The 25915-nt window shown below is 32.8% G+C and carries 24 protein-coding genes and 3 pseudogenes; 24 read left to right on the top strand and 3 right to left on the bottom strand.

All coding sequences use genetic code 11. The annotated features are described in order from the left end of the window. Nucleotide 1: 1 nt before the first annotated feature. The 11 genes and pseudogenes from RK02_RS06495 to tnpB all read left to right on the top strand — a co-directional run bounded on the left by RK02_RS06495 (nt 2) and on the right by tnpB (nt 7731). On the top strand, nt 2-1189 hold the full coding sequence (locus RK02_RS06495; protein WP_016183458.1) for an O-antigen ligase family protein: 1188 nt from the start codon (nt 2-4) through the stop codon (nt 1187-1189). Then, complete coding sequence (locus RK02_RS06490) at nt 1176-2570, top strand: lipopolysaccharide biosynthesis protein (protein ID WP_016183457.1); 1395 nt, start codon at nt 1176-1178, stop codon at nt 2568-2570. Before RK02_RS06495 ends, RK02_RS06490 begins: the two co-directional genes overlap by 14 nt. 3 nt (nt 2571-2573) lie before the next feature. Next, nucleotides 2574-3101 carry an acyltransferase gene (locus RK02_RS06485; RefSeq protein WP_016183456.1) on the top strand — a complete coding sequence of 176 codons (528 nt, stop codon included), beginning with the start codon at nt 2574-2576 and terminating at the stop codon, nt 3099-3101. 64 nt (nt 3102-3165) lie between these two features. Further along, a complete protein-coding gene (locus tag RK02_RS06480) occupies nt 3166-3723 on the top strand; it encodes an acyltransferase family protein (protein ID WP_016183455.1) in 558 nt (185 codons plus the stop codon). A gap of 640 nt (nt 3724-4363) precedes the next feature. After that, entirely contained in the window at nt 4364-4816 is a 453-nt protein-coding gene (locus tag RK02_RS06470; protein ID WP_016183453.1) for a hypothetical protein, read from the top strand. Continuing rightward, entirely contained in the window at nt 4723-5241 is a 519-nt protein-coding gene (locus RK02_RS12530; RefSeq protein ID WP_342662315.1) for a hypothetical protein, read from the top strand. The genes RK02_RS06470 and RK02_RS12530 overlap by 94 nt, the downstream gene beginning before the upstream one ends. 81 nt (nt 5242-5322) lie before the next feature. After that, on the top strand, nt 5323-5778 hold the full coding sequence (locus RK02_RS12445; RefSeq protein WP_342662314.1) for an acyltransferase family protein: 456 nt from the start codon (nt 5323-5325) through the stop codon (nt 5776-5778). Between the two features lie 52 nt (nt 5779-5830). Continuing rightward, nucleotides 5831-6313 (top strand): hypothetical protein, encoded by a 483-nt coding sequence (locus tag RK02_RS12440; protein ID WP_016183450.1) that lies wholly within the window; start codon nt 5831-5833, stop codon nt 6311-6313. A gap of 267 nt (nt 6314-6580) precedes the next feature. Continuing rightward, nucleotides 6581-7005: pseudogene (locus RK02_RS12615) on the top strand (Pycsar system effector family protein). Between the two features lie 185 nt (nt 7006-7190). Next, a complete protein-coding gene (locus RK02_RS06445) occupies nt 7191-7385 on the top strand; it encodes a hypothetical protein (RefSeq protein WP_016183448.1) in 195 nt (64 codons plus the stop codon). Beyond that, nucleotides 7366-7731: an IS66 family insertion sequence element accessory protein TnpB gene (gene tnpB, locus RK02_RS06440; RefSeq protein WP_016183447.1), complete on the top strand. Its 366-nt coding sequence runs from the start codon at nt 7366-7368 to the stop codon at nt 7729-7731. The genes RK02_RS06445 and tnpB overlap by 20 nt, the downstream gene beginning before the upstream one ends. Nucleotides 7732-7934: 203 nt before the next feature. Here tnpB and RK02_RS06435 read toward each other — a convergent pair whose 3' ends face one another. After that, entirely contained in the window at nt 7935-9293 is a 1359-nt protein-coding gene (locus RK02_RS06435) for an ISL3 family transposase (RefSeq protein WP_016183446.1), read from the bottom strand. Nucleotides 9294-9492: 199 nt separating this feature from the next. Between RK02_RS06435 and RK02_RS06430 the strand changes: the two genes are divergently transcribed. The 3 genes and pseudogenes from RK02_RS06430 (at nt 9493) to RK02_RS06420 (ending at nt 11815) form a co-directional block, all read left to right on the top strand. Then, a complete protein-coding gene (locus tag RK02_RS06430; protein WP_016183445.1) occupies nt 9493-9720 on the top strand; it encodes an IS66 family transposase in 228 nt (75 codons plus the stop codon). Beyond that, nucleotides 9677-10930 (top strand): annotated as a pseudogene (locus tag RK02_RS06425) (IS66-like element short variant transposase); the annotation flags it as partial. The gene RK02_RS06430 and the pseudogene RK02_RS06425, both read left to right, overlap by 44 nt. A gap of 165 nt (nt 10931-11095) precedes the next feature. Further along, the gene (locus tag RK02_RS06420) at nt 11096-11815 is read left to right on the top strand and encodes a peptidoglycan amidohydrolase family protein (RefSeq protein ID WP_018451725.1); all 720 of its coding nucleotides are present in this window, start codon (nt 11096-11098) and stop codon (nt 11813-11815) included. Between the two features lie 47 nt (nt 11816-11862). On the opposite strand, the gene RK02_RS06415 is transcribed toward RK02_RS06420, so the two are convergent. Both RK02_RS06415 and RK02_RS06410 read right to left on the bottom strand, forming a co-directional pair. Beyond that, the gene (locus RK02_RS06415) at nt 11863-12945 is read right to left on the bottom strand and encodes a GDP-mannose 4,6-dehydratase (protein WP_016183442.1); all 1083 of its coding nucleotides are present in this window, start codon (nt 12943-12945) and stop codon (nt 11863-11865) included. Between the two features lie 4 nt (nt 12946-12949). Further along, a complete protein-coding gene (locus tag RK02_RS06410; protein WP_016183441.1) occupies nt 12950-14425 on the bottom strand; it encodes a nucleotide sugar dehydrogenase in 1476 nt (491 codons plus the stop codon). Between the two features lie 194 nt (nt 14426-14619). On the opposite strand from RK02_RS06410, the gene RK02_RS06405 reads away from it, so the two are divergent. From RK02_RS06405 to RK02_RS11995, 10 genes and pseudogenes are all read left to right on the top strand, one after another. Continuing rightward, complete coding sequence (locus tag RK02_RS06405; RefSeq protein WP_016183440.1) at nt 14620-14823, top strand: hypothetical protein; 204 nt, start codon at nt 14620-14622, stop codon at nt 14821-14823. Between the two features lie 65 nt (nt 14824-14888). Then, nucleotides 14889-15116: a hypothetical protein gene (locus tag RK02_RS06400; protein ID WP_018451726.1), complete on the top strand. Its 228-nt coding sequence runs from the start codon at nt 14889-14891 to the stop codon at nt 15114-15116. A 171-nt stretch (nt 15117-15287) separates the two neighbouring features. After that, on the top strand, nt 15288-15602 hold the full coding sequence (locus RK02_RS06395) for a hypothetical protein (protein ID WP_016183438.1): 315 nt from the start codon (nt 15288-15290) through the stop codon (nt 15600-15602). A 264-nt stretch (nt 15603-15866) separates the two neighbouring features. Continuing rightward, entirely contained in the window at nt 15867-16817 is a 951-nt protein-coding gene (locus RK02_RS06390) for a reverse transcriptase domain-containing protein (RefSeq protein ID WP_016183437.1), read from the top strand. A 33-nt stretch (nt 16818-16850) separates the two neighbouring features. Next, a complete protein-coding gene (locus RK02_RS06385) occupies nt 16851-19043 on the top strand; it encodes an AAA family ATPase (protein WP_016183436.1) in 2193 nt (730 codons plus the stop codon). 3 nt (nt 19044-19046) lie between these two features. Further along, a complete protein-coding gene (locus tag RK02_RS06380; RefSeq protein WP_016183435.1) occupies nt 19047-21095 on the top strand; it encodes a UvrD-helicase domain-containing protein in 2049 nt (682 codons plus the stop codon). 169 nt (nt 21096-21264) lie between these two features. Beyond that, on the top strand, nt 21265-21459 hold the full coding sequence (locus RK02_RS12525) for a hypothetical protein (protein ID WP_016183434.1): 195 nt from the start codon (nt 21265-21267) through the stop codon (nt 21457-21459). Nucleotides 21460-21638: 179 nt separating this feature from the next. Next, nucleotides 21639-23495, top strand: a complete 1857-nt coding sequence (locus RK02_RS06370) for a P-loop NTPase fold protein (protein WP_016183432.1) — start codon at nt 21639-21641, stop codon at nt 23493-23495. Nucleotides 23496-23806: 311 nt separating this feature from the next. Continuing rightward, nucleotides 23807-24697 (top strand): UTP--glucose-1-phosphate uridylyltransferase GalU, encoded by an 891-nt coding sequence (gene galU, locus RK02_RS06365; RefSeq protein ID WP_016183431.1) that lies wholly within the window; start codon nt 23807-23809, stop codon nt 24695-24697. 298 nt (nt 24698-24995) lie between these two features. Continuing rightward, nucleotides 24996-25915 (top strand): annotated as a pseudogene (locus RK02_RS11995) (hypothetical protein); the annotation flags it as partial.

Below are 25915 nucleotides of genomic sequence, written 5' to 3'. Positions count from 1 at the left end.
TATGCGGATAAAGATAAAAAAAAATAGCATATATTATTTCCTGATGGCCGTACTATTTTTTGAACCTGTAATATTTCTTGTTATGCCACGGTTATCAGTAATACATGGATTGATTCAAATACTGCTTTTAATGTGGTCTTTATTTATTATACTTTATACAATAATCAAAAGAAAACATGTAAAATACAGTGCAATTATTTTATTGCTTTGTTTCTTTATGTGGCTTATTATTTCGAATTTATTTCATTTAAAAACAGGACGTGATTTCCTTAAAGAAATGATTCCGGTAATAGCTATTATTGTAATTATAATAGATGCAACACAGAAGAATGAGCTAATTGTCTTGCTGAAAGAATTTAGTATTTATGGCTCAATTGTTGTTTTGAGCAATTTAGTTAGTCAGTTATTATGTGGAGAGAATGGGATATATCATGATTGGCTTCAATCTTGGCAAGCTTATTATGTATGTGGTAATGCAAATAGTTTTATTTTTCATTATTTATTGGTGCTTGGTGTATTATTTGCATATATTCAATTAAGTGGCTCATTTGTGATATGGTCATATATAGTTCATGTAATAATGATATTTTCCATGTTTTATGCATTACAATATGGTGGATCAACTACCGGATTTGTTGTAATGATAGCATTGCTATTGTTACGGATTATATCAATTAGAGTAGTCAGAGAATTTATTTTTAAATATTATAAGATAGCATTAATAGGTGGATTCATTTTTGCTACTTGGATAGTCATAGGAAATGGCTGGAAATCAGAATGGCTATTGGATATACTCCAGAGATATTTGAATGAGAATTCTAGCTTTTTAGCTCGAGGGATAATTTGGAATAATGCAATGCAACTTATAACAGAAGCTCCCTTTTTGGGACATGGAACTAGCGCTGTTAGAATTGTAAAAGATATAGATGGTATATTACGTTCTGCGCACAATAATTACTTGGAAATTACAATAATGGGAGGAGTTCCGGCTCTTATCTTTTATTTACTTTATATAATCAAGTCACTCAAAGGGAATAGAAAACAATCATATTTGTTGATAGTAGTTGTTATTATGTATTTGATTGTATACATGGTAGAACAAAATCCATTTTATATTGGATTTTATGTAATGACAACACTTTGTAATGTGATGAAAAATAATATTGGAGAAGATAATGTCAAGAGCTAAAGATCTGTTAAAAAACACGGGGATATTAATGATAGCAAGCATTTCCACACAATTAGTGAGCTTCTTGCTATTGCCATTATATACAAAGCTTCTTTCAACAGCAGAATACGGCGAAATAGATATTTATACATCTTTAACGATGATTGTAATCCCATTTTTGACTTTACAGCTTGAGATGGGCTTGTTTAGATTTTTTATTACAGAAAAATCTGAAAATAGTAGGAAGAAAATTGTATCTACAACATTTATTGTTATTGCGTCAGTAGTATTGTTTGTGACAGTTGTTTTCTGGGGGCTTAATATTTTATTTTCAATACGATATGCCAAATACATTTACTGGTTCTATCTTTCCATGACGGTATCAACTGTTTTGTTGCAAGTGTGTCGGGCCTATGGCAATAATAAAGCATATGGATTTGCTTCGTTTTTAAGTTCTGCCTTGGCAGTTTGTTTAAACGTTTTTTTTATTGCAGGACTGGGCTGGAAAGTTGAAGCAATTTTTTTATCCTCTACAATTGCACAAGTAGTAAGTGCAATTTATATTGTATTCCGGACAAAAGTGTTTTCGTACTTTAGTCCCAAATGCTATGATAAGCATGTCGCCTTAAAACTGTTGAAGTACTCTGTTCCATTGGTGTTTAATCAAATTTCTAGTTGGGCGATCAATTATTCAGATAGATTGATTATTCTTCAATTTTGGGGAACAAGCTCAAACGGAATATATTCATTGTCAAACAAATTTTCAAATATTACAAATACATTTTTTAATGTGTTTAATGTTGCATGGACAGAAAATGTAGTTAGATGCATGGATGACAATGACAGTCAAAACTATATAAATTCCATGTTCATGATTATTTTTAATGTGTATTTGGCATTGATAACTGGAATTATAAATTTGTTGCCATTTTTCTGGGGATTTATGGTTAATGCGAATTATGGAAGTGCGTATGGACATGTTCCGATACTATTGCTAGCAATGTTTTTCTCAGGAATGGCGGCAACGATAGGAAGTGTATACATAGCTTATAGTAAAACCCGAGAGGTCAGTATAACAACCATTATGGCTGGAATATGTAATATAGCGATACATTTCATCTTGCTACATAAATTCGGACTGTATGCAGCTTCTATTTCAACACTGGTTTCCTTTGGAATGCTATTTTTCTACAGATATGCGTTTGTCAAAAAATTTTTCTTGCTAGAAATTGAATGGAAAAAAGCAATTTCTCAGATGATGATATTTGTTGTTGCATGGATAGCATATCTTTGGAAAATAGCCGGTTTTATAATAGCTGGGCTTGTGCTAAATCTGGCTTTCATATTTTATGTTTTTCTAAAGAATAAAGCGTTACTTTTGAAAATGATGAGGAGAGAGTAAAAAATGTTGAATAGATTAAGAGCCAAAATAAGAGAAGAGTATTTTAAATGGGGGGGGATAAAACTCGAACCAGGATTAAATCATATAGATGGAGGGATTGTCAGAAAAAGCAAAAGTGCAGTAGTTTCTATAGGAAATTGTTTTTCGATAAGAAAATATGCAATATTGAATGTTTCAGAAAATGGAATACTGATGATAGGACGAAATGTTTTTATCAATTATGGTACCAAAATCAATGTTAGAGATTCTGTAAACATCGGGGACAACTGCATTATAGGGCAAGATGTGTTGATATATGATCACGATCATGACTATAAATCGGAAAATCGAAGAGATAACTTTGTGAATGCGCCCGTCAGCATTGGAAAGAATGTATGGATCGGTTCTGATGTGATTATCTTAAAGGGAACATCGATAGGGGATAATGCTGTTATTGCTGCAGGAAGTATAGTTAAAGGGGAAGTTCCAGCGAATACATTATATTATAGAAAGCTTGGAGAATCACAAATGAAAGATATCTCAGATTGTTAATGAGTATCTTTTGAAAGGAATAATTATGAAGAATGAGAAAAAATCCTGAAATTCAAATATAGAAATGCTTCGCATTTTATGCATGGCATTTATCATAATGGGACATTTTATTGAACAAACAGGTGCGGTAACACAGTCATCAAGCATGGTGATATCTGTTTTGTTGGGAAGTGGTCTGAGGATTGCTGTTAATATATTTGTTCTTATCGGAACATGGTTTATGATTGATAGAAAATTTAATGCAGCAAGAATTTTAAGGCTATATGGTAATATCTGGTTTTATACGGCGGCAGTTTCTTTGATGCTTCTTGTATTCTATAAAATATCATTGACCAACCTTGTTAGAAATTTTTTCCCGTTTGTAGGCGGTGCATTATGGTATGGATCGGCTTATATTGCGCTTATGCTTCTTGCGCCGCTTTTGAATTGTATCCTGAAAATTGATAAAGACAAACTGAAGATATCACTGGTTGTTCTTTTTATTCTTGTGTGTGTTGAAACTATGATTCGCCCAATGATTGATGATTGGATGAGTTGGATTTTATGGTTTTCATATTTGTATATTTGCGTTGGTTATTATAAAAAATATATTTATGAGAATAGTGTATATGGGGGGGACTGACAATAGGGGTGAGTATCTATATTTGCATGTGTAGTCTCTTAATCATCTGCAAATTAAATGATCATATTCCAGATGCTATTGGAAATTTGATACATAGATATTTGCACGAACTGTTTGTTGTGCCCAATATTATGGTAGCTGTATGTATTTTTCTGTTTTTTATTCAGCATAAGCAGCCATTGTTAAAAAATGAAAAGATAGGAAAGACTGTTAATTATATTGCAAAATCAACATTTTCAGTTTATGTGTTTCATCAGGTTCCGGGATTTTATGATTTTCTCTGGACGTCAGTTTTGAAAAGCAATTTGTGGATAAATACGTATTGGTATCCAATAGGCTTGGTGATGATTGTTATAATCCTATTTTCTTTCGTGAATATTATAGATTCTTGGATAAGAATACCGCTGGAAAGAAAATGGGTTAAAAGTAGTTTGTTTTCTATGAAACCTTTTTGAATAAAACATATGAGCCATTTGCTTGAGGCGGTTACTCATGATAATGGTGACGGAATATGTTACGAAGAGATTGAAATGTTAGCATATTTAATGGCTTATTTATATTGAAACAAGAAGGAAAAATCAGACAAACACCACAAATGTTTCCTGATAATATATAAAAAATTTATAGAAGGCTACTAGAAATGGCAACACAACGAAAAACGAATTTTGAAGCGTTACGATGTATTTGTGCTGTGATGATTGTTGCGGGGCATATAACTGGAGAAACTGATATTTCTAGGGGGGGAGCACATAGGTTATTCTTGGCCTTGATGTCATCGGGGGCTAGAATCGCTGTCAGTACCAGCAATTTAGTTAAAGCTGCACTACTTTTTTGTGGTCATGTGCTTTGGTTCCCATGTGTTTATACGGGAATGCTGATTTGTTCACCATTTTTGAATCAAATTATTTGTTTATGCACAAAAAGATGGCTTCAATATATTTTACTGGTGAATTTATTTCTGCTATCTTTTATCCCAACAATCGTTCCAGGAAATAGCGGCTGTTTTTTAATGAATTTAATTGGTTCTTATTTATATACATATTTATTGGATATTATAAAAGATATGGAATCAATATTGTGGAGAAAAAAGTAGTTTATTTGTCGTTGAGTATTGGACTATATTGCTTTTTGGCTTCTTTATGGGTGATATTCTCAATTTATAAAAATAAAATTGGGTATTTGAATCGTATTGAATCCTATTATATTCATGATTTTGAAACTTTACCTGCTTTTTTGTGTTCAGTAGGATTATTTGTTTGGTTTAAAAACATAAAAATACAATATAATCGTTGGATTAACATGTGTGCATCTTCCACATTCGTAGTCTATATTATTCATCAAGTACCTATATTCTACGAAAATCTATGGAATGATTTATTTGCGTTCGAAAGATTTGCAAGTGAGAAATATTTTTTTGTTTATTTTATTTTAGCGGTTGCTGTGATATTTATAGTTTGTGTTATTATTGATCAGATCTGTTTAAACTTGAGCAAATCCTATTATCGGGGAATTATATAAAAGCTGTTATAAATAGAGCAGATGGATATATCAATATACTAGAAAAAACTGGGTAATATAAATTATATCAAATGAAAGGACATGGCCATGAAAAAACGAAGTAGAAGCATTGATGTATTACGTGGAATGATGATGACGTTTGTTGTGATAGCTCATTTTAATCGAGAATATCTACATGATATCATTTTTCTTTTTCATATGCCTATATTTTTTGCTTTGTCAGGTTTGTTATTAAATCGGACTAAATTAGTAGCAGAAAAGTCTTACTTGATAGGCAAGATGAAGTCATTACTATTACCATACATAATTTACTTGACAATAGATACGTTTTTTGTTCAAAGGCAACGGTCAATAGAAAGCTTGGTAGAAGTTATATGGGGTGGCAGGGCAATAGGGGGTGTTTATTGGTATATAACATGTTATCTCTTTACTATTTTTATATTTGCCATCCTTTTGAGAAAATTCTCCGATAGAATGGTAAAAGATCTGATTTTAGTGGGGGGGGATAGCGATTCTCGAATCGCACCTTGTGGATAGTGTTCATTTCCTGCAGTCTCCTGGAATTCCGTGGAACTTGGATGTATCATTAATGGCACTTGTCTATGTCGGAATAGGGTTCTTTTATAAGGATAAGATTAAAGAACTACTGGAATCTGAGTTGAAAAAATATAATTTGGCAGCAGGAATTGTTGCCGTTGCTTTGGTTATATTCTGCTGGTTTATTTATAGAAACGGTAATAGGCTTTACTATTTCGATATGAAGCCTGTGTATTACAAAGAACTTATATCCGCATTATTGATTCCGTGTGCATTTGGAATGGTATTTGCAAGGTTGGTTTATTGGATGGAAAAAATCAACTGGCTTGATGGCTTGAATCGTTTCCTTGCGCTTTGCGGGCAAGCAACTATTCCAATCATGTTTATGCATATCCCATTGAATCATTGGAAAGGTGCTTTTGAATATGGCAGAGTTATATATGTGGTAATTGGTATTGGCATTCCTATAGTATTTACATTGATGTTTAATAAGTATAAAGCCATGAGAAAGCTGTTCGGATTGCCCAAATGGTGATATACTGGGAGTGGATGCTCCCTACGCTGCTCTAATAATATCACACACCTCTCCATGGTGAGCAGCAGGCAACGATCTAAGAATGATCGGCTGAGATGTGATGATGTGGCTATAATAAATGAATTTGATAAACAGAAGATTGTGAAAGGAATTGCCACAATGACGGGAACAACAATTGCAGATACATTAGATACAGATGAACAAATTGAATAAGCGAAGGCTTCACTGGACAGAATAAATGTTTGGATAAACAGCTGTGATTCAAAAGTGGGGACAGTGCTTGCATTAACAGGTGTTTTGTTAACCATTATTTTCACAAATGATGGAGTGGCGGAAATGTATAATGTGTTGCAGAATATTATACCACTAGCCAATTTTTGTACAGTTTTATATATTGTATTTCTTGGAAGTTCTGTGCTCATGCTGTGCTATGGAATTGCACGATTAATTTTATCATTAGTTGCAAGAATTAACGCGAACATTTATCAGCAACCTGGGCTGATAACAGATTCGGTTTTGTTTTTCAGAAAGATAAGCGATAGGGCATCCTATCAGATTTTTCAAAATGATATATTAAGCATAAAAAAGAAAGATTATTTGAAGATCTCCTTTCTCAAGTCTACATAAACTCGAAAATTGCAAATGAAAAATATGTGAACTACAATAAAGGAATTAGGCTCTTTGTCAAGTAGTGTTGTTGGCAATTAAGTCAATTGGAGAGAAAGTTATTTTATGAATGCTTTCTCTCTTTTTTTTATTTTCTTTTCTTTTTTCAATCGACGCTTATGTACGGTGTAAGCGCCCAATAACGAGGTGTATCGCATCTATCTAGTCCTCCAGTTATACTGTATTCAAACAGAAGATTGGAGGATTTTTCATGATGAAACAACCCATTGTCCCTCTAGCGATGCCCAAAACTGGCACGCAACACTGCAAGCAACGAACCAAAAATGAGCTATTACTTCGTTGTAAAGTGGGAGCGATTGAGCTCAGCTTTTTCTCATCACTTGACGCCTCTCAACGAAATGAAATTTTAGAGAAGGTGTTCGCTTATGGGACTAAACTTAAGTGATCTGGGGCCCGTCTACATTGTTTGTGGGAAAACGGATTTACGAAAAGGAATTGATTCACTGGCTTACCTTATTCAGTCACAATTTGCTTTAGACCCTTTTTCAAAATCCGTCTTTCTTTTTTGTGGTGGAAAAAGTGATCGATTTAAAGCCCTCTACTGGGATGGTGAAGGCTTCTGGTTGCTTTATAAGCGTTTTGAAAATGGACAACTAACTTGGCCAAGAAATACTACGGAAGTTCAGGCTTTAACGCCTGAACAAGTTGAATGGCTAATGAAAGGATTTTCTATTACACCAAAAATTTTGGAGAGTCAAAGTCGTCATTTCTATTGGCTCTTTGTCAAGTAGTGTTGTTGGCAATTAAGTCGATTAGAGAGAAAGTTATTTTATGAATGCTTTCTCTCTTTTTTTATTTTCTTTTCTTTTTTCAATCGACGCTTATACACGAACAGGTGGCTGGAGCTGTGCAAGGGTGGACTTGTCCACTTGCGTAGCCCTTGCACAGCTGATAAAGCCATCTGTTACAATGTGTGGGCGATTGAGGAAAGGTTTTAAGCAGATTTTCTTCTACATTTTCGTTTCTTTGGTTTTTTTGTTTGCCATTTTTCCTCGTATAAAAAGATTCTTCTTCGCATATTTCCAAAGTTTCTAAATCCAAAAGCAACTCGTTGAAAGACTTTGATTAAATTATTTTTACCTTCTAGTTTTCCGTTTGAATAAGGTAGTTTTAGAGCATTCTTTACATTACGAGTTTGTTTGGTTAAGTATTTAATTGACTTTTTAAATTTTTTATCTAAGTTTTGAGGTAAGTTATAGAGTATATCAAAAAATTCGTTGTATTCCTTGTCCTTGAAGTGTCCAAGCAGACTTTGATAAATCTGATAACATTGCTTGAAGCCTTCGTCAAATGAAAGTAAGGTATCTACAACTTCTGTTTGAGTGACGAATTTTTTGTCGAATAATGGGTACTGTAATCGTTTCTCGTAATTCAGATTATCCTCGTGTGTTAAAACGAATTTCCAATATCTTTTTAATTTCGTATAGTGACGAGATTCCTTATTTTTTTGTTCATTCATTACTTGAATTCGTTTATTATTTAAAGCACGATTCAATTGTTGGACAATATGGAAACGATCAATGATTATTTCTGCATTAGGAAATATTTCTTTGATAGCATAAGGATAAGAGGCATTCATATCCATTACCACATATTTCACACGACACCGATTTTCCAAGCTAAAGCTCAGAAAATAGTCTTTAATCGCAAAATTCCTACGATCATTTAGAATATCAATGATTTTCCCAGTTTCTCCATCACTAAAAATAAAGCATAATTTTGTATGACAATCTTTCGTTCCTTTGAATTCATCAACCAATAGGCATTCAGGTAGTTGGTAGGTATAAGGGTTCACCTCATAAGTGTAGGACTTCAGGATACGTTCAACCGTTTTAGTGGAAACGAAGTAACGATTAGCAATATCGGTCATAGAACATTTCTGCTTTAAATCATTAAGAATAGCGAATTTCAACGCTTTTGAAATGTAGCAATTTTCATCAACGATATCTGTCATAGCGCTGAAAGTATGCTCGCAATCTTTACAACGATATCGCTGCTTGTATAAACGAAGATAAGTGGGAACATTTTGATAAGGAATCATTTGAATTAGGCTAGCTTTAGGCGTATGTTTAATGACAGAACCAACTCCCCCACATTTAGGGCAACAGTATGGATTTTCAGGGTATGAGAGTAAGCCGGAAAAGACTTTAGAAGGAACGCCATGTACTTCCTCTTCAGAAAGTGCATCCGTATAAGTAGGGAAAGTAATATTATCATCTTTAATAGAAAGCAGTTTTTTGATAAAAGTAGTTGTACTTGGACAGTTTTTTTTGATATTATTTAGTAAAGACATCTTGTTTCACTCCTTAATGGTTTTGGTCGACTTAATTATAGAGGAAACAGATGTCTTTTTCTATTATTTTGATGATAAAAAAAGATATTTAGTGTTATCCTCCATTTGAGTAACAACACTAAATATCATAGACCCTTTCTATTGAAATGCCGACTTTTTTTCGCGTATAATAAAGAAAAATCTTGAGGAGTTAACGAAGATGTCATCATCAGAAAAAACGATTGAAAGACTGACAAAAACAATTGAAACACAGGTAAAAACAATTGAAGCAATGTCCAATGAACTTGCGCTTTTACGCGAACAAGTCGCTTACCTTACCAAAAAACTTTATGGTAAATCCTCTGAAAAGCGTGACTATAACCAGAATCAATTGAGCCTGTTTGATGACATGGAATTGCCTGAAGAAGAAAGTGACTGTCCCAGGTAACCTAGAAGAAGAAACCATTACTTATCGTCGGAAAAAAGCGAAAGGCAAACGGCAAGCTATTTTTCAACAATTTAAACCCGAGGTCATCCACCATGAATTGATGGGAGAGGCTTGTACCTGTCCAGATTGTCATGAAAGGTTAAAAGAAATCGGCTCGTGTGTGCAACGACAAGAATTAGTCTACGTTCCTGCACAGTTAAAACGAGTGGATCATATTCAGCATGCCTATAAATGTGTTGCCTGTAGCAAGAAAAATGCGACAGATAAAATCATCAAGGCCCCTGTACCCAAAGCGCCCTTGGCGCATAGTCTAGGTTCAGCTTCTATTATTGCGCACACCATTCATCAGAAATTCACACTGAAAGTGCCAAACTATCGACAAGAAGTGGATTGGCAGAAAATGGGGCTACCGATTAGCCGTAAGGAGATAGCTAATTGGCATATCAAGTCTAGTCAGTATTATTTCGAACCACTCTATGCGTTACTACACGAAAAATTATTAACACAAGGCCTTCTTCATGCGAATGAAACAGCTTATAGAGTTTTAGAAAATGAGACTCCCTTGACTTATTACTGGACATTCCTTTCAGGAAAACAAGCCGCACAGCCAATTACGCTCTATCATCATGATCAACGCCGAAGTGGCTTAGCTGTTCAAGAATTTCTTGGTGAATATGATGGCTATGTTCACTGTGATATGTGGTCAGCGTATCGCCAACTACCTAAAGCAAAGTTAGTGGGTTGTTGGGCACATGTGCGCCGAAAATTTTTTGAAGCAACGCCGAAACAAGCAGATAAGCAGTCATTGGGGCGCAAGGGATTAGCTTATTGTGACCAGATGTTTTCACTAGAAGCCTCTTGGGCTGAGTTGCCTTCAGCTGAAAGATTGTGCAAGCGCAAAGAAAAATTAGCGCCATTAATGACAACGTTCTTTGATTGGTGTCGCAATCAATCAGTGCTCCCAGGATCGAAGTTAGGCCGTGCAATCACCTATGCGTTGAAATATGAGGAAACATTCAAAACAGTTTTAGCGGATGGTTCCTTAGCATTATCTAATAATCTAGCTGAGCGTGCAATTAAAGGGCTAGTCATGGGACGGAAGAATTGGCTTTTCTCTCAAAGTTTTGAAGGAGCCAAGTCTAGTGCAATCATCCTGTCACTTTTAGAAACTGCTAAACGAAATGGCTTAGACTCAGAGAAATATCTTACCTAGTTATTGGGCGCTTATGATCATTTTAATATCTGTAAAAAGTATATTTTAGTTATGAAAAAATTTGCTTTGGCGAGCTAATTCAATTTGGACAAAGGCGCTTCTTTTTTCGTTTCTTATTTGTAGGACCTATCTTACAAATTAGAAATATAAAGGAGAAGAATGATGATGGTGAATATGGACGTAGCGATTGCTTACATGGATCAGTTACGGAAAAAAGGTGTCACGTATTCAATGGCAGGTAGTCGGACAGGGGCTGATGGGACGGCTGATTGTAGTGGGGTGGTGTATGCTGCTTTGTTAAAAGGGGGGGCCAAGCCTTATGGTTATGTTGTCTCAACAGAAACTGAGCATGAGTGGTTATTGCTAAATTGTTTCCATTGTATTGCGCATAATCAGGAGTGGACAATGCAGCGTGGTGATCTATTGATTTTTGGCGAAAAGGGACATTCAGCAGGTGCTGGGGGACATACGGCAATTGCCATAGATAGTTTGCGAGTGATTCATTGTAATGATACGGCTAATGGGGTATCGATTGATGCCGAAACTAGTCTGCCTTATTCTCTGGGGTGGTATGTATATCGACAACAGGTTGCACAAACTAGGGATAAGCCAACAATCTCTGCGACTCCCGGTCTTATTTGGCTACCTGAATCGGCCAGTTTTCGCTTACAGTTGCCGATTCATTTACGAACAGCACCCTCGACCAAGGCAGCGATTATCGCTACTCTGCCAGCAAATAGCGTAGTAAAGTATGATGCCTATGCTTATTATGAAGGCCATGTTTGGATTCGCCAAGCTCGGGCCAATCATCAGTATGGCTATCTAGCTACGGGTGAGTGCCAAGGCAATCGCCGCACAAGCTACTGGGGTACATTCTTCTAAAAAAACGCCAAGTAAGCTGTTTAGGCAATTTACTTGGCGTGTTTAATTTATCCATAAAATTCTTTATACCATTTAGCAAAATTTCGTAGTCCTTGCTGTAGACTGGTATTTGGTTTAAAGCCAAAATCTCTTTCTAAAGCGGTGGTATCAGCATAGGTAATCGGCACATCGCCTGGTTGCATGGGGACCAATTTTTTATGCGCTTCAAAATCATAGTCCGCAGGTAAGACCTTGGCTTGAATAAGCTCTGTTTGTAAAATATTGACAAAGTCTAACAGATTTTCTGGTTGATTATTGCCAATATTATAAACTGCATAAGGGGGAACGGGTAAACCATCCTCACCAATTTGCTTTTCAGGAGCGCCTTGCATCACACGCATTACTCCTTCAACAATATCATCAATATAGGTAAAGTCACGTTTACAATTTCCATAATTAAAGATTTCGATGGTTTCGCCTTGCATTAATTTGTTCGTAAAACCAAAGTAAGCCATATCAGGTCGACCAGCTGGACCATAAACAGTGAAAAAGCGTAGACCAGTAGATGGAATATTATAAAGCTTGCTATACGCATGCGCCATTAATTCATTGGATTTTTTGGTGGCAGCATATAAGGACACTGGATGATCCACTTTATCTTCTGTGGCATATGGAATTTTTTTGTTACTACCATATACTGAAGATGAGGAAGCATAAACCAAGTGTTCGACACCAGTATTGCCGGATGTATACGAATGACGACAAGCCTCTAAAATATTGTAAAAACCAATCATGTTGGCTTGAATATAGGCATCAGGATTGGTAATCGAATAGCGTACGCCTGCTTGGGCAGCTAAGTTCACCACGATTTCCGGCTGAAAGCTAGCAAATATTTGGTCAATACAAGCTTTATCAGCAATATCGCCTTTAATCATTTCAAAAGTCGCTTCAGGATGTAGCGCAAGTTCTTTTTCGATTTGAGCTAAGCGCCATTTTTTTAATTCAACATCATAGTAGTCGTTTAAATTATCAATGGTTACAATTTGGACTTTTTCAATATTACGTAGTAGCGCTAAAATCAAATTTGCGCCGATAAAACCAGCACCACCAGTGACAAAAATTCTTTTATTTATTAAATCTATTTTCTGCATCGTTTTAGTCCCTTCTGAAAATATCTCGTGTATAGACTTTTTCTGCTACATCATCTAAAGCAGTATCGTAGCGATTAGCGATAATAGCTTGCGATAATTTTTTGAATTTCTTCAAATCATTGATTACTTCACTGCCAAAGAAGGTTGTCCCATTTTCTAAGGTTGGCTCAAAGACGATAACCTTTGCTCCCTTAGCCTTGATTCGTTTCATCACGCCTTGAATGGAGCTTTGACGGAAATTATCCGAATGGCTCTTCATCGTTAGGCGATAAACACCAATGATTGTTTCTTTTTCTTTTGCCGGATTCCAATTACTATTGGCTTCATAATAACCAGCCAAATTAAGCACCTGATCAGCAATAAAATCTTTTCTTGTTCGATTGCTTTCTACAATCGCAGACATCATGTTTTGTGGAATATCTTGGAAATTGGCCAATAATTGCTTCGTATCCTTTGGTAAGCAATAGCCCCCATAGCCAAAGCTTGGATTATTATAATGAGTGCCGATTCTAGGGTCTAATCCGACGCCTTCGATAATGGATTTTGTATCTAAGCCCTTGGTTTCAGCGTAAGTGTCTAATTCATTGAAATATGAAACACGCAAGGCTAGATAAGTATTGGCAAACAGTTTTACTGCTTCAGCTTCCGTCAAGCCCATAAATAGGGTAGGGATTTCTTGTTTAATCGCCCCTTGTTGCAACAAATGAGCGAAAATCTCCGCTTGCTCTTTATTTTCATCATCACAGCCAACAATAATTCTAGAAGGATATAAGTTATCATATAACGCTTTTGATTCGCGTAGAAATTCCGGACTAAACAAAATTCGTTTGGTCTGATATTTCTTTTGAATACTTGCGGTATAGCCAACAGGGATCGTTGATTTGATAATCAGTGTAGCCTTGTCATTGACTGCTAGCGCTTGTTCAATCACTGTTTCTACTGCACTCGTATCGAAATAATTTTGCTTACTATCATAGTTGGTTGGCGCAGCGATAATAATAAAATCAGCATCCTTATAGGCACTTTCTGCATCTAAAGTAGCAGTTAAATGCAACGGTTTCTCTTTTAGATATTGCTCGATGTAATCATCTTGAATCGGCGAAATTTTTTGATTAATTTTTTCCACCTTTTCAGGAATAATATCTACCGCTGTCACTTGATGATGCTGCGCTAATAAGACAGCCATGGATAGTCCAACGTAACCAGTCCCTGCAATCGCAATCTTATAAGTTGCTTTTGGTAACGTTGTGGTTGTCGGTTCAGTTGGTTGATTAACAAATAAAGTCGTTAGATCAAAATCTAGTACTTCGCTCAGCTGTTCTAATTGCTCAATAGAAGGGACATGCTCTTGATTTTCTATCCGGCCAATCGTTAATCGATTCATTCCAGTTTTTTCAGCTAACTGCGCCTGCGTAAGGTTATACGCTTTTCGTCGATGCAATAACGTCTCAGCCAGTAAAGCAGCAGATAATTTTTTCATGCCAATTGCTCCTTTTGATTTTTATTCGTATCATTATTTGTGGTTTTGTTTATCATTTAACGGATATATGATACCATAAATAACTTTTGTGTGCAAAGGAGGAGAAAAATTAGATTGAAAAAGTGGAAATATACTATATTTCTAGTTATTTTTAGGCTATAATGTAAGCGATAAAATATTGAGGAGTGATTTGGATGAGTTATTATGATGATGTAGTGGTACACGAAACAGGCGGATATAACAATATTGATCATGTTAAAAAGATATTTGCCAATTCTGAAAAATTACTAAATGTGCAATCTGCAACCTATTGGGTGGATGTCTTGTATTTATTAAGAACGAATTTATCCACTAGTGAATTAGTTATTGCAGCCTATGCACATCGCTTTCCTAATTAAAAGAACCTTTCCGTCCGTTGTTTGATTTTTGTCGATTGATTTCTCATGGTGATGTGAATGGAATCATGCATGACAGTGAATATGTTGTCGACTTGCATACGCTTGCTGATTGTTCTTTGGGTGAGGGCTTATCTGTTGAGGAAATCGAAAAATTTAATCAAATTCTTGATTTGCATTATTTTGTTGCTGAGCAAGCACAGCGAGTTTTATTACCAGTCAAGGACAGTCATTTCCAGGTAGAGCCTTTAATTGCCAACTATCAACAATTGAACACATGGAAGCAAGTTGACTAAAATAGATAGTCTAATTCAACTATTTATGAATTGACATTAATAGTTGTAATTAGGAGAACTAGCTTTAAAAAGTCCGTTTTTTAATGATATGGAATTGGAAGTGAAACCTAATCTTGTATGATGAGCTGTCTCATCAAAAAGAAATGTATAGTTTTAGGAGTTGAATAAATAATGGAAAAAATAATTGGTAAGATAATCGATGTGAATAAAGACGATGATAATCAATTAGATGGTTTAAATGTTTCAGGAGTATGGGAGCTTATTGGACAAAAAGCTGATCAATGGTATTGGCTACAGCTTGCTGGAACGGACAATATGAAAGTTGAAATTAAAAAGGATTGGCAACTATTATTATCAGATAGTAAAACAGATAGAAAAGATATATTCTATGTGAACCAATTCAAGAAAAAACTATTTAGTTATCCTGATCATCCAAGTATTAGAGAATATCTATATAGTGACTATATAAAATTTAGAAGATATTGAACATGAAAAATGAAGAATATATAATAGCATTGTACTTCCATTAGCATATAGATAATTATTTTTTTTAATTATCCAGTTTGATGATTTCGTCAAATTGTTGGGATGATGTCTGTCGAACGCGAAGGCAGTTTTGGCTTCGCGATACGAAATAAATGTTGATTTCGTCACTAGCGTATCTTCGCATGTAGAGGAGCGTTCCTCAATCAAAATTTATTTCTAATGAATCAGTAATGGAAGTACATTTTTTTATAAGCAGGTATAGATATGAATGTTAAATATTTAACAATTGAAAAGTTATTAACCGATTGTAACCTTTCCAAAAAGGATTTTTTGACATTATGTGATTTAGATTCAAAATATGTATATGATATATTTTTAATTCCTAAAAAAACAACGGGATTTAGAACGATTAGAGTACCAAATGCACAATTAAAAATACTGCAATGCTGGATAAATAAAAATGTTTTGTCTAAAGCTGATATCAGTAAGTTTTGTAAATCTTATAGAAAAAATATGTCAATAGTCACTAACGCTAGGTTACATAAAAATCAAAAAATCGTTTTAAAACTTGATATAGCTGATTTTTTTTCATCGATTTCATGGAGTCAAGTGTATAAGATATTTGTTGAATTAAATATTAATGAAGAAATATCAGAGTATTTTGCTAAATTAGTTACAATTAATGATGGAGAAGTTAGATTAGGAATTCCACAAGGTGCTTGTACCAGTCCTACTATTTCAAATTGCATATTGAAGGATTTCGATAATAAACTAGGTAGCTATTGTATAAAGAGAAAAATAAGATATACTCGCTATGCGGATGACTTAACTTTTTCTGGTGACTTTAATTACAAAAAAGTGATTTTATTTGTCAAGAAACTTTTGGATAAATTTGGCTTTAAATTAAACAATTCAAAAATCAGGGTAATGAAAAGTGGACAATCTCAAATTGTTACAGGTATTCAAGTAAATGAAAAAATTCAAGTACCTAGAAAATACAGACATAATTTAAGACTAGAAATTTATCATATTCTCAATCATCCAAATGATCATTTTAAGATGAAGAATCTGTATAATAGTGCTGAGAAATCTCAATACCTAAAATCTGTACTAGGAAAAGTGAACTATATCTTACAGGTAAATAAAAAGGATGGTGAGTTTATAAAGTATAAAAATTTATTACATAAAATATTAGTGGAAGTATTAACAATTTGAAATTGTTTTTTGATTGTAGGGGAGTTGTTATACGTGTATTTAAAGAGTTTAAGCGTAAGAAACTATCGGAAATATGGAGATAGTGGGGAAAATATATTTTTTGCTCATAGTTCTTGTAAAGAAAATATAAAAGAATACTTATCCAATAATTCTACGTTGATTGTTGGTGCAAATAATTCTGGCAAAAGTACTATTATTACATTGTTATCTAAATTAGAGAAATTAAAAAGTGGAAGTCGATCAGTCTTTGCGCCAAATGATTTTAATTATCAATATATTAAATCATGGTTTGACAACAATGTGTATAAAGCTGCGATAAATGAGCAATCTTTAAATATTGAAGCGACTCCAGAAATAGAATTTATCCTCACAATAGGTGTTGAAGATAAAAATGAGAATATTTATGCTAATTTTTTTGATGTTTTGGTTATCAATGAAAATACCAATCTGGAAAATATGGATATCAAAATAAAATTCAAATATGAGTTGGTAGATGAAAAAGCGTTTAAAAATAATCTTGATAAATTAGTACTAAAGTCCGCTAAAGCTAAAGAAAAAAAGGGGAAACAAGAATTTTTTCGAGAGTTTGTCAAATTATTAAATGGAGATCATTATGCATTGAATGTTTATCCAGATGGTTCAGATACTAAGGTTAAGAATTTTTCATTAAGTTCGCTATTTAATGTTAAAACAATTGCTGCAAATACAGTTAAATCTGATGAAGTATTATCTAAAGCATATAATAAAATTGTTCAAGCGTACATAAAAAAGCTAAGAATGGAACACTCTTCTTCAGAAAATCAGCATGAGAATAGTGAAAATTTATTAGAGAAGATTGATAATTTTATAATTGAGATTAATTCTCAACTCAATACAATTGCAAATAAGAAAATCAAAGAAAAGATACAAGAAGCTGTAAGTAGTATTGAATCAGCTAAAAATTTGGAAATGAATTTACAGCCCAATGTCACAATCGAAAAACTTTTATCGGATGGGATACTTTATGAATATGTTGAAGATAATAGCTATATTCCTGAGAGTCAGTTTGGCATGGGATATACAAATTTAATGGTAATCATTGCAAATATAGTTGATTACATTCATATGTATGATAAAGAAAAACTGAACAGCTCAATTAATATTCTTTGTATAGAAGAGCCCGAAACTTTTATGCATCCACAAATGCAAGAATTGTTTATTAGAAATATTTCCAGTGCAATGGATAAATTAATTGGTAATACTGAATTAAAAAAATCTTTTCAGATTGTTATCACAACACACTCATCTTATATTTTAAGCAGTAAGATTAGTTCAGAAAACTCCTTTAATAATATAGTATATGTTAGAAGTGGACGGAATAAAATATTTGAGAACGAAGACGATACTAAAAGTTTTAAACAAATAATAAATTTATACAATGAAGAATTACAAGAGGAACTTAGGAAGAAAAGAACAGATAATTTGGAGATTGATAATGTGAAGATGAGAAAATATATTGCAAAATATGTTTCATTAGAGCTTATCGATATATTTTTTGCAGATGCAGTTATTTTTGTTGAAGGTTCTACTGAAGAAATGTACATAAAATATTTAATAAGCAAAGATGATCAATTATCTAAGCTTCATATCAAAGTATTTGTAGTAGGAGGGGCATATGCCCATTTGTTTTCATCATTACTTAAATTATTGGGTATTAAATCAATTATATATACTGATTTGGATATAAAAAAAGATATTGGAAAAAATAATATCTTAAGTAGTAATCTTGATGATAGCCTTGTAGATTTAGAAATGCATTCTACAAATTCTAGTTTAAAAACATTTTATAGTAGTTATGATAAAAAACATATTAATGAGGATAGGATAGGAAGTGAGGAATCTAAGGATTATATATTTTTTCCACTAAATAATATATCTGTATATTCACAAGGAAAGATAAATGGTAAGTATGCAACAAGTTTTGAAGAGGCAATTATTTTATCAAATTGTGAGGAAAATAAAAATTCCTTAATAAAAATTTTATCTAAAATCCTTCCTAAAGATAAGGAGTTATACAAGGGGAATATTAAGAATCATTCAAGAGAAATACAAATAAAATTAGCTTCTAAAAAAAGAGAATTTGCTTTGAACATGATTCTCTTTTTAAGTACCGATAGTGAATTTAGGCTTAAAATCCCTATTTATATAAAAAAAGGATTAGAAGAACTTGGTTTTAAGGACGAGTAGGAAATGAACATAAATCAAAAATCAAATCAAAACTATTCATTAGAAACAATAGAAAACTGTATAGATACAGGTAAGAGTTTTTGTTTTAAAGCCGGAGCAGGGGCAGGAAAGACTACAACCATGCAAAGGGCTATTGAATATATTTTGTCTAAAAAAGGTAATCTATTGAAATCAAGAAATCAAAGAATATTGTGTATTACTTATACCAATATAGCTAAAGATGAAATTAAAAATCGTTTGGGTAAAAATTCTTCTGTAAAAATAGCAACTATTCATAGTTTTATTTGGGAATTTATTCAACAACAACAATATTTACTAAAGAAACAACACATACTAAAATTAGAAGAAAGAATACAACAAGAAAAAAATTTTATTTTTTCGCTAGTTACTGATGATAAGGAATTTGAGCAATTAAAATCATTCATCAAAAATAGTTCTGACGAAGGATTTCTTGATAAGTATAATAGACACTATTTAGAAAATGCAAATGATTTTAGAAAGATAATGGGTAGATTTGCTTGGACAAAAAGGTATTTAACTAATGTTAAAACTTTCAAAAAATTAATTAATAGCTTAAATAAGTTAATAAGTTATGAAAAAGCACTACAATATGATATCATCCATGATAAAAATATTGTTATACGCTATGTTTCAAATAAAAATATAGATAATTTAGTGAAATTTCAAATAAGCCATCAAACACTTTTGGAGTATGCTAGTAAGATCATTCGAGAATTTCCTATTTTACAAAAAATAATTTATGATAAATATCCATATATATTTATTGACGAGTATCAAGATGCAAGTGATTATGTCATTGATTTATTTTTTAGTTTTTTTGATAATACGCAAGCCATTGATAAAGAAAAAAATTTTTTATTAGGTTTTTTTGGTGATTCATCACAGAAAATTTACAGTACGCAAATTAATGCTGATTTTAATATCGCACAATTAGAGAATATACAGAGTTTGTATAATTATCGTTCAGGTAAAAATATAGTTAATGTGATAAATAAAATTAGAAATGATAATTTAATTCAAAATAGTCAGTTAGATGAGTTAGATGCAGGTAGAGTAAGATTTTATTATTGTGAAAGATTTGATTTAAATAATTTTTTAAATTGTACATATATTAAGAATGATACCGAAGAGAATACTGCTGTTTTGATTACAAAAAATGAATATATAGCCAAGTATAATGATTTTAATGCTTTATATAATTTTTTTAAAAATATTAATCGTTTCAAGGGAAGATTTTGGAACAAGATTAATGAACAATTATTTAATAAAGATTTAACTAGAATAGATCCATTTTTTAGAAATATTCATAATTTTATTGATTTTATTAATACAATAACAAGACCTAACGTTTTTTTGAGAGATGTTTTAAAGTATTATGAAGGATATAGCAGAAAAATGAATCTAGTAGATTTTTTTGAAATGTATCAATGTTTTCAAGATATAGTGATAGAGAATAAGTCTTTTAAGGAAGTAATAAAAGAAGTAATTGTAAAAATAAATTGTAAATTAAAAGGTAAAATAATTATAGCAAATATTTTTTCATTATTTGATGATAAGAATAATATAGTTGGATTTACAGAGGAAGACATTTTTCTCGAGATTAATTCTTCTTTTAGAAGATATATCAATAATGATGAAGAGCTTGAAGAAGATGAAGCAACGGAGGAGTTTTTTGAACTTCCTTTTGCAGAGTTTATGAATTGGTATAACTATATTCATGATGTACATAAAGATGAAGTCTTTCAATATTATACTTTACATGGATCTAAAGGATTAGAATTCGACAATGTTATTGTTGTTTTGAATGACCATTTTGCACGCAAAAGTAACTATTTTAAATATTTTTTTGAAAATTATAGAAATAGTAGAAATAATGATGACAAAGTGTTTGAGGAGATTCGTAACTTATTATATGTTTCTTGTTCCAGAGCAAGGAAAAATTTAACTGTGATTTATGAAACCAACAGCATAGAGAATATCAGAGGAAATATTGAGGAAATATTTGGTAAAGAAAATGTTTCGGTTCTATGATATCTGTAAGCGCCCAATAATGAGGTATATTAAAAATCTCCAAAGTCACTCGACTCTGGAGATTCTTTTGTAAGCGTTGGATAGGATGTAAGCGTCCAATAACGAGGTGTATCGCATCTATCTAGTCCTCCAGTTATACTGTATTCAAACAGAAGATTGGAGAATTTTCATGATGAAACAACCCATTGTCCCTCTAGAGATACCCAAAATAGACACGCAATACTTCAAACAAGGAATCCCAAACGAGAGATTTCTTCATTGTAAAGTAGGAGCGATTGAGCTCAGCTTTTTCTCATTACTTGATGCAACTCAACGAAATGAAATTTTAGAGAAGGTGCTCGCTTATGGGACTAAACTTAAGTGATCTGGGGCTTGCCTACATTGTTTGTGGGAAAACGGATTTACGAAAAGGTTGGGAATATGCATCGGATAAAAGTCCAATATAATGAGGTTTTCTAGAGGAGGATTATTTAATTATAATGGTTCAATAATTAATCAATATTCATAATTAATGTTTTTGATTAGGAGGGTAAAATATTAGATATGATAACAGAGTGTAGAAAAGATAGAATAATTGAGGCTGTTGAATGCTATTTAGAACAAAATGATAAATTGGCCTTTCAAATTGACGGACCATGGGGGATAGGAAAGACTTTCTATATACAGAATAAATTGTTAACATTTTTAAATGAGAAAAAGTATGCTGCTATTTATTTTTCATTATATGGATATGATGATATAGATAAAATAAAAAAAGATTTGAGCATAGAAATTATGCAAAAACAGTACGCTATTTTACCGACATCAAAATTTAAAAAATATAGAACTAAATATGGAAAGATAAAAGCACTATCTGAATTTGATAAGAAAATCAAATTTTTATTTCAGGCAGCTGAGTTAGGATTTTCTGTATATCAAGATTCAATGTATGATCAAAATGAGTTACCATTAGTCTTTTTGATTGATGACTTGGAACGAGTCAGTGACAAAATCGATATACGTGATTTATTAGGATTTATTCAAAATGAATTACTAGAAAGATTATCTAGCAAGGTAATTATTATTTCTAATGAATCTGTATTAATGGATGTTGTCAATGACTCGAGTAAAAATGATAATGACTATTATTCTAATAATAATTCTTATTTTAATATGAAGGAAAAAATTATTGGAAAAACCATTGAATTTAAGATAGATATGCTCACTATAAAGGAAATACTTGAATCGCATGGCAATGAATTTTTTGAAAAATATTCTGACTGGATTATTTCAGTTTTAAGTTTGTTTGAATCTACGAACTATGGAAAAAGTATAAATCTTAGGACTTTACAATGTGTTTTAGAAGATTTTAGTTATTTAACACAAAGGCTTTCAAGGAATATTGGTTTGTTGGAAAATAATCAAAAAACAAAAATTAAAAAAAGCTTATTTTTGAATATATTTGTAATTACGAACGAAATAAAGGTGGGAAGACTGTTCAAAAATGAGTTGAATGGTCTACAAAGAATATGTAAAACCAGGAATTTTCTCTATATCCCATTAAAAAAACAAGAAAAAAGAAAAGTTGAGCTGATTATTGATAGATATCATAAAACAAACAATTCAAATTTCAATGATTATATTTTTTATCATCAATCTATCAATCAATACATTTTTACAGGAGTGTATGAGGAAAATAATTATGTTACAGAATGGCAAAATACTTTTTTATTAAATGATGATATTAAAGAACTGGAAAATTTTGAAAAATTAACTGACTATGATTTTAAAATAAAACAGAACCAAATATTAAATTTCCAAAAATTGAATAGTCTTCCTTTTGAAACAATATTAAATCTAGCCTGTTTATTTAAATTTTTTGAGCAACATGATTTGCTTATGTTAGAAGATAACAACTATATGGGTATAATTTATCCAATTGCAGCGTCTAAATGTAGGGAGTTAGATTTTGTTATTAATAAATCCTTTAGTTTTGCATATGAAAATTTTGCCAAGCAATATCCTCGTGAATATGAGGATTTAGTTAAGTTAAATAAAAATGGTATCAATGATAAAAAAGAATTAATTAAATTACTGGATGAGCAATATTTCTCTCTTACTGATTCTACAAGATTTTTCAAGTTATTAGTAAATTGTCCTGATATAGTAGAACAATATATATATTCAGAACCAAGCAAGGCGAGTGATTTAGCTTTTAAAATAAAACGATATAAAAATGAAGTAGTTTTTGATTTGCAATCTGAACTACAATTTGCACAGAGATTTAAAGAAAAATTATTAAATGATTTACAAACGAAAAACTTGGGTAAAGTTGTCAAATTTCAAATAAAAAATAGATTAATTCTTTCGATAGATGAAACAATTTCTGAATTTAAAAATAATCTTGTAGAAGATTTTTAATTTTCCTAGATTAAAAGAATTGTATAAAATAAATAACTCTTCTTGAAATGAATTAAAAGAACTACTTAATTAGATAATTATCTTAATAATAAGGGGTTACTATATAATACTAAGATAAAATTTTTCCTATAGTTGTCTTTTTATATTCACAATCACTTTTTGATGTTATTACAATAACCATAATGACCTTCGCAAACCAATTTTATCAGATAATTCCTATCCCCTATCATTATAATAATGAAAATTACTATATTCCTAGTTATTTTTCATGTATAATGTAACCGTTACAGTATTCTCTAGGAGTGAATGACATGAAAAAAGTACGTAAGGCAATTATTCCAGCAGCCGGGCTGGGGACTCGTTTTTTACCAGCAACCAAAGCGATGGCTAAGGAAATGCTGCCGATTGTGGATAAACCAACGATTCAATTTATTGTTGAAGAGGCCTTGGCTTCTGGAATTGAAGATATTTTGATTGTGACAGGTAAGGCAAAACGTCCGATTGAAGATCACTTTGATGCCAATATTGAATTAGAACAAAACTTAAAAGCAAAAGGCAAGTCTGATTTACTTGCTTTAGTTGAAGAAACAACCAATGTGAATCTGCATTTCATCCGACAATCTCATCCAAAAGGGTTAGGGCATGCCGTGCTGCAAGCCAAAGTCTTTGTGGGCAATGAGCCGTTTGTGGTTATGCTTGGGGATGATTTGATGTATGATTCCACACCGCTTACCAAGCAATTGATGGATCATTATGAAGATACGCATGCTTCCACGATTGCGGTGATGGAAGTGCCGCATGAGGAAACGAATAAGTACGGGATTATTGCGCCGGAAGAAGAAGTGAAATCTGGATTATACAGCGTGAAGAATTTTGTGGAAAAACCAAAGCCAGCAGAAGCACCAAGTAATCTAGCTATTATTGGTCGTTATTTACTAACTCCCGAAATTTTCAGTATTTTAGAAAATCAAGCGCCTGGTGCAGGTGGTGAGATTCAATTAACCGATGCGATTGATACGTTAAATCAAACCCAACGAGTCTTTGCTCATCAATTCAAGGGTCAACGCTTTGATGTCGGTGATAAGTTTGGTTTCTTAAAGACAAGTATCCAATACGGTTTGACGCATCCAGAGGTCAAAGATTCATTGAAGGACTATATTATCGAGCTAGGTAAAGAACTAGAAGCAACAAATGAGAAATAATCAGAAATAACAATGGCTAAAATCACGCTTGCTTTCTATGAAATGTAGAAAGTGAGGCGTGAATTTTTTTGTTTCCAACAAGTCATAAATTATTTTAATATCAATAATTGTAATTTATATTTTAGTGAAAATGTAAACTTTTTATATGTGTTTTTTATTTTGTTGGTGGATTTATTGTTTTTGAACGTTGTTTTTATAGTCTTATATAATTATATTTTTTGTGAAAACGATATTTTATTCATTATATTTATATGCTAAAATACCTTTGTTAAAAATAAAATAATGAAAGGTGTTTTTTATGAGGGGTAAAAAATTATTTTTAGTGGCAGCGTTAGGGTTGTTTGGAATACCAACTATTGCGCATGCAGATGCGATTCATCGCTTATACAATCCAAATACTGGCGATCATTTGATGACAGTTGATCAAAATGAATATCAACTGTTAAATAAATTAGGGTGGAAATATGAAGGAGTTATTGGGGATTCTGCTAAAAGTGGGACAGCTGTTTATCGCTTATATAATCCTCATTCAGGAGAACACTTCTTTACACAATCTGCCGTGGAGCAACAGCAATTAACTCGCATTGGTTGGAAAATGGAAGGGGTCGCTTTTTATTTCCAAGATAAAGGTGGTCAAGCAGTTTATCGTTTGTATAATCCAAATACTAAAAAAGCTGATGGTCATTTCTTTACCTCTAGTGTTTCTGAGAAAAATTATCTTGTTTCAATTGGTTGGAAGGATGAAGGAGTTGCCTTTTATCAAGCACCAGCAAAAACTCAAGAGACACAACCGACAGAACCTGCTAAAGAAGAGCCTACACCAAGTAAAGGTGAAGATACCACTGTGCCAAAAGATAATGGAGGTACGGTAACGTCTCCAACTAGTCCAAGCACTGGAGATAGTGGCAGCAGCACACCAACTAGCCCAAGCACTGGAGATAGTGGCAGCAGTACACCAACCACCCCAAGTACTGAAGACAATGGTGGTACTACACCAACCAGCCCAAGCACTGGAGACAGTGGCAGCAGCACACCGACTAGCCCAAGCACTGGAGACAGTGGCAGCAGTACACCAACTAGCCCAAGTGCTGGAGACAATGGTAGCAGTACACCAACCACCCCAAGTACTGGAGATAACGGAAGTAGCACGCCGACTAGCCCAAGTACTGGAGACAGTGGCAGCAGTACACCAACTAGCCCAAGTGCTGGAGACAATGG

The sequence above is a fragment of the Enterococcus columbae DSM 7374 = ATCC 51263 genome (assembly GCF_000406925.1).
GTDB lineage: Bacteria > Bacillota > Bacilli > Lactobacillales > Enterococcaceae > Enterococcus_E > Enterococcus_E columbae.
Note: the sequence above shows the minus strand (reverse complement) of the source record. Positions and strands in the feature narration are given on the sequence as shown.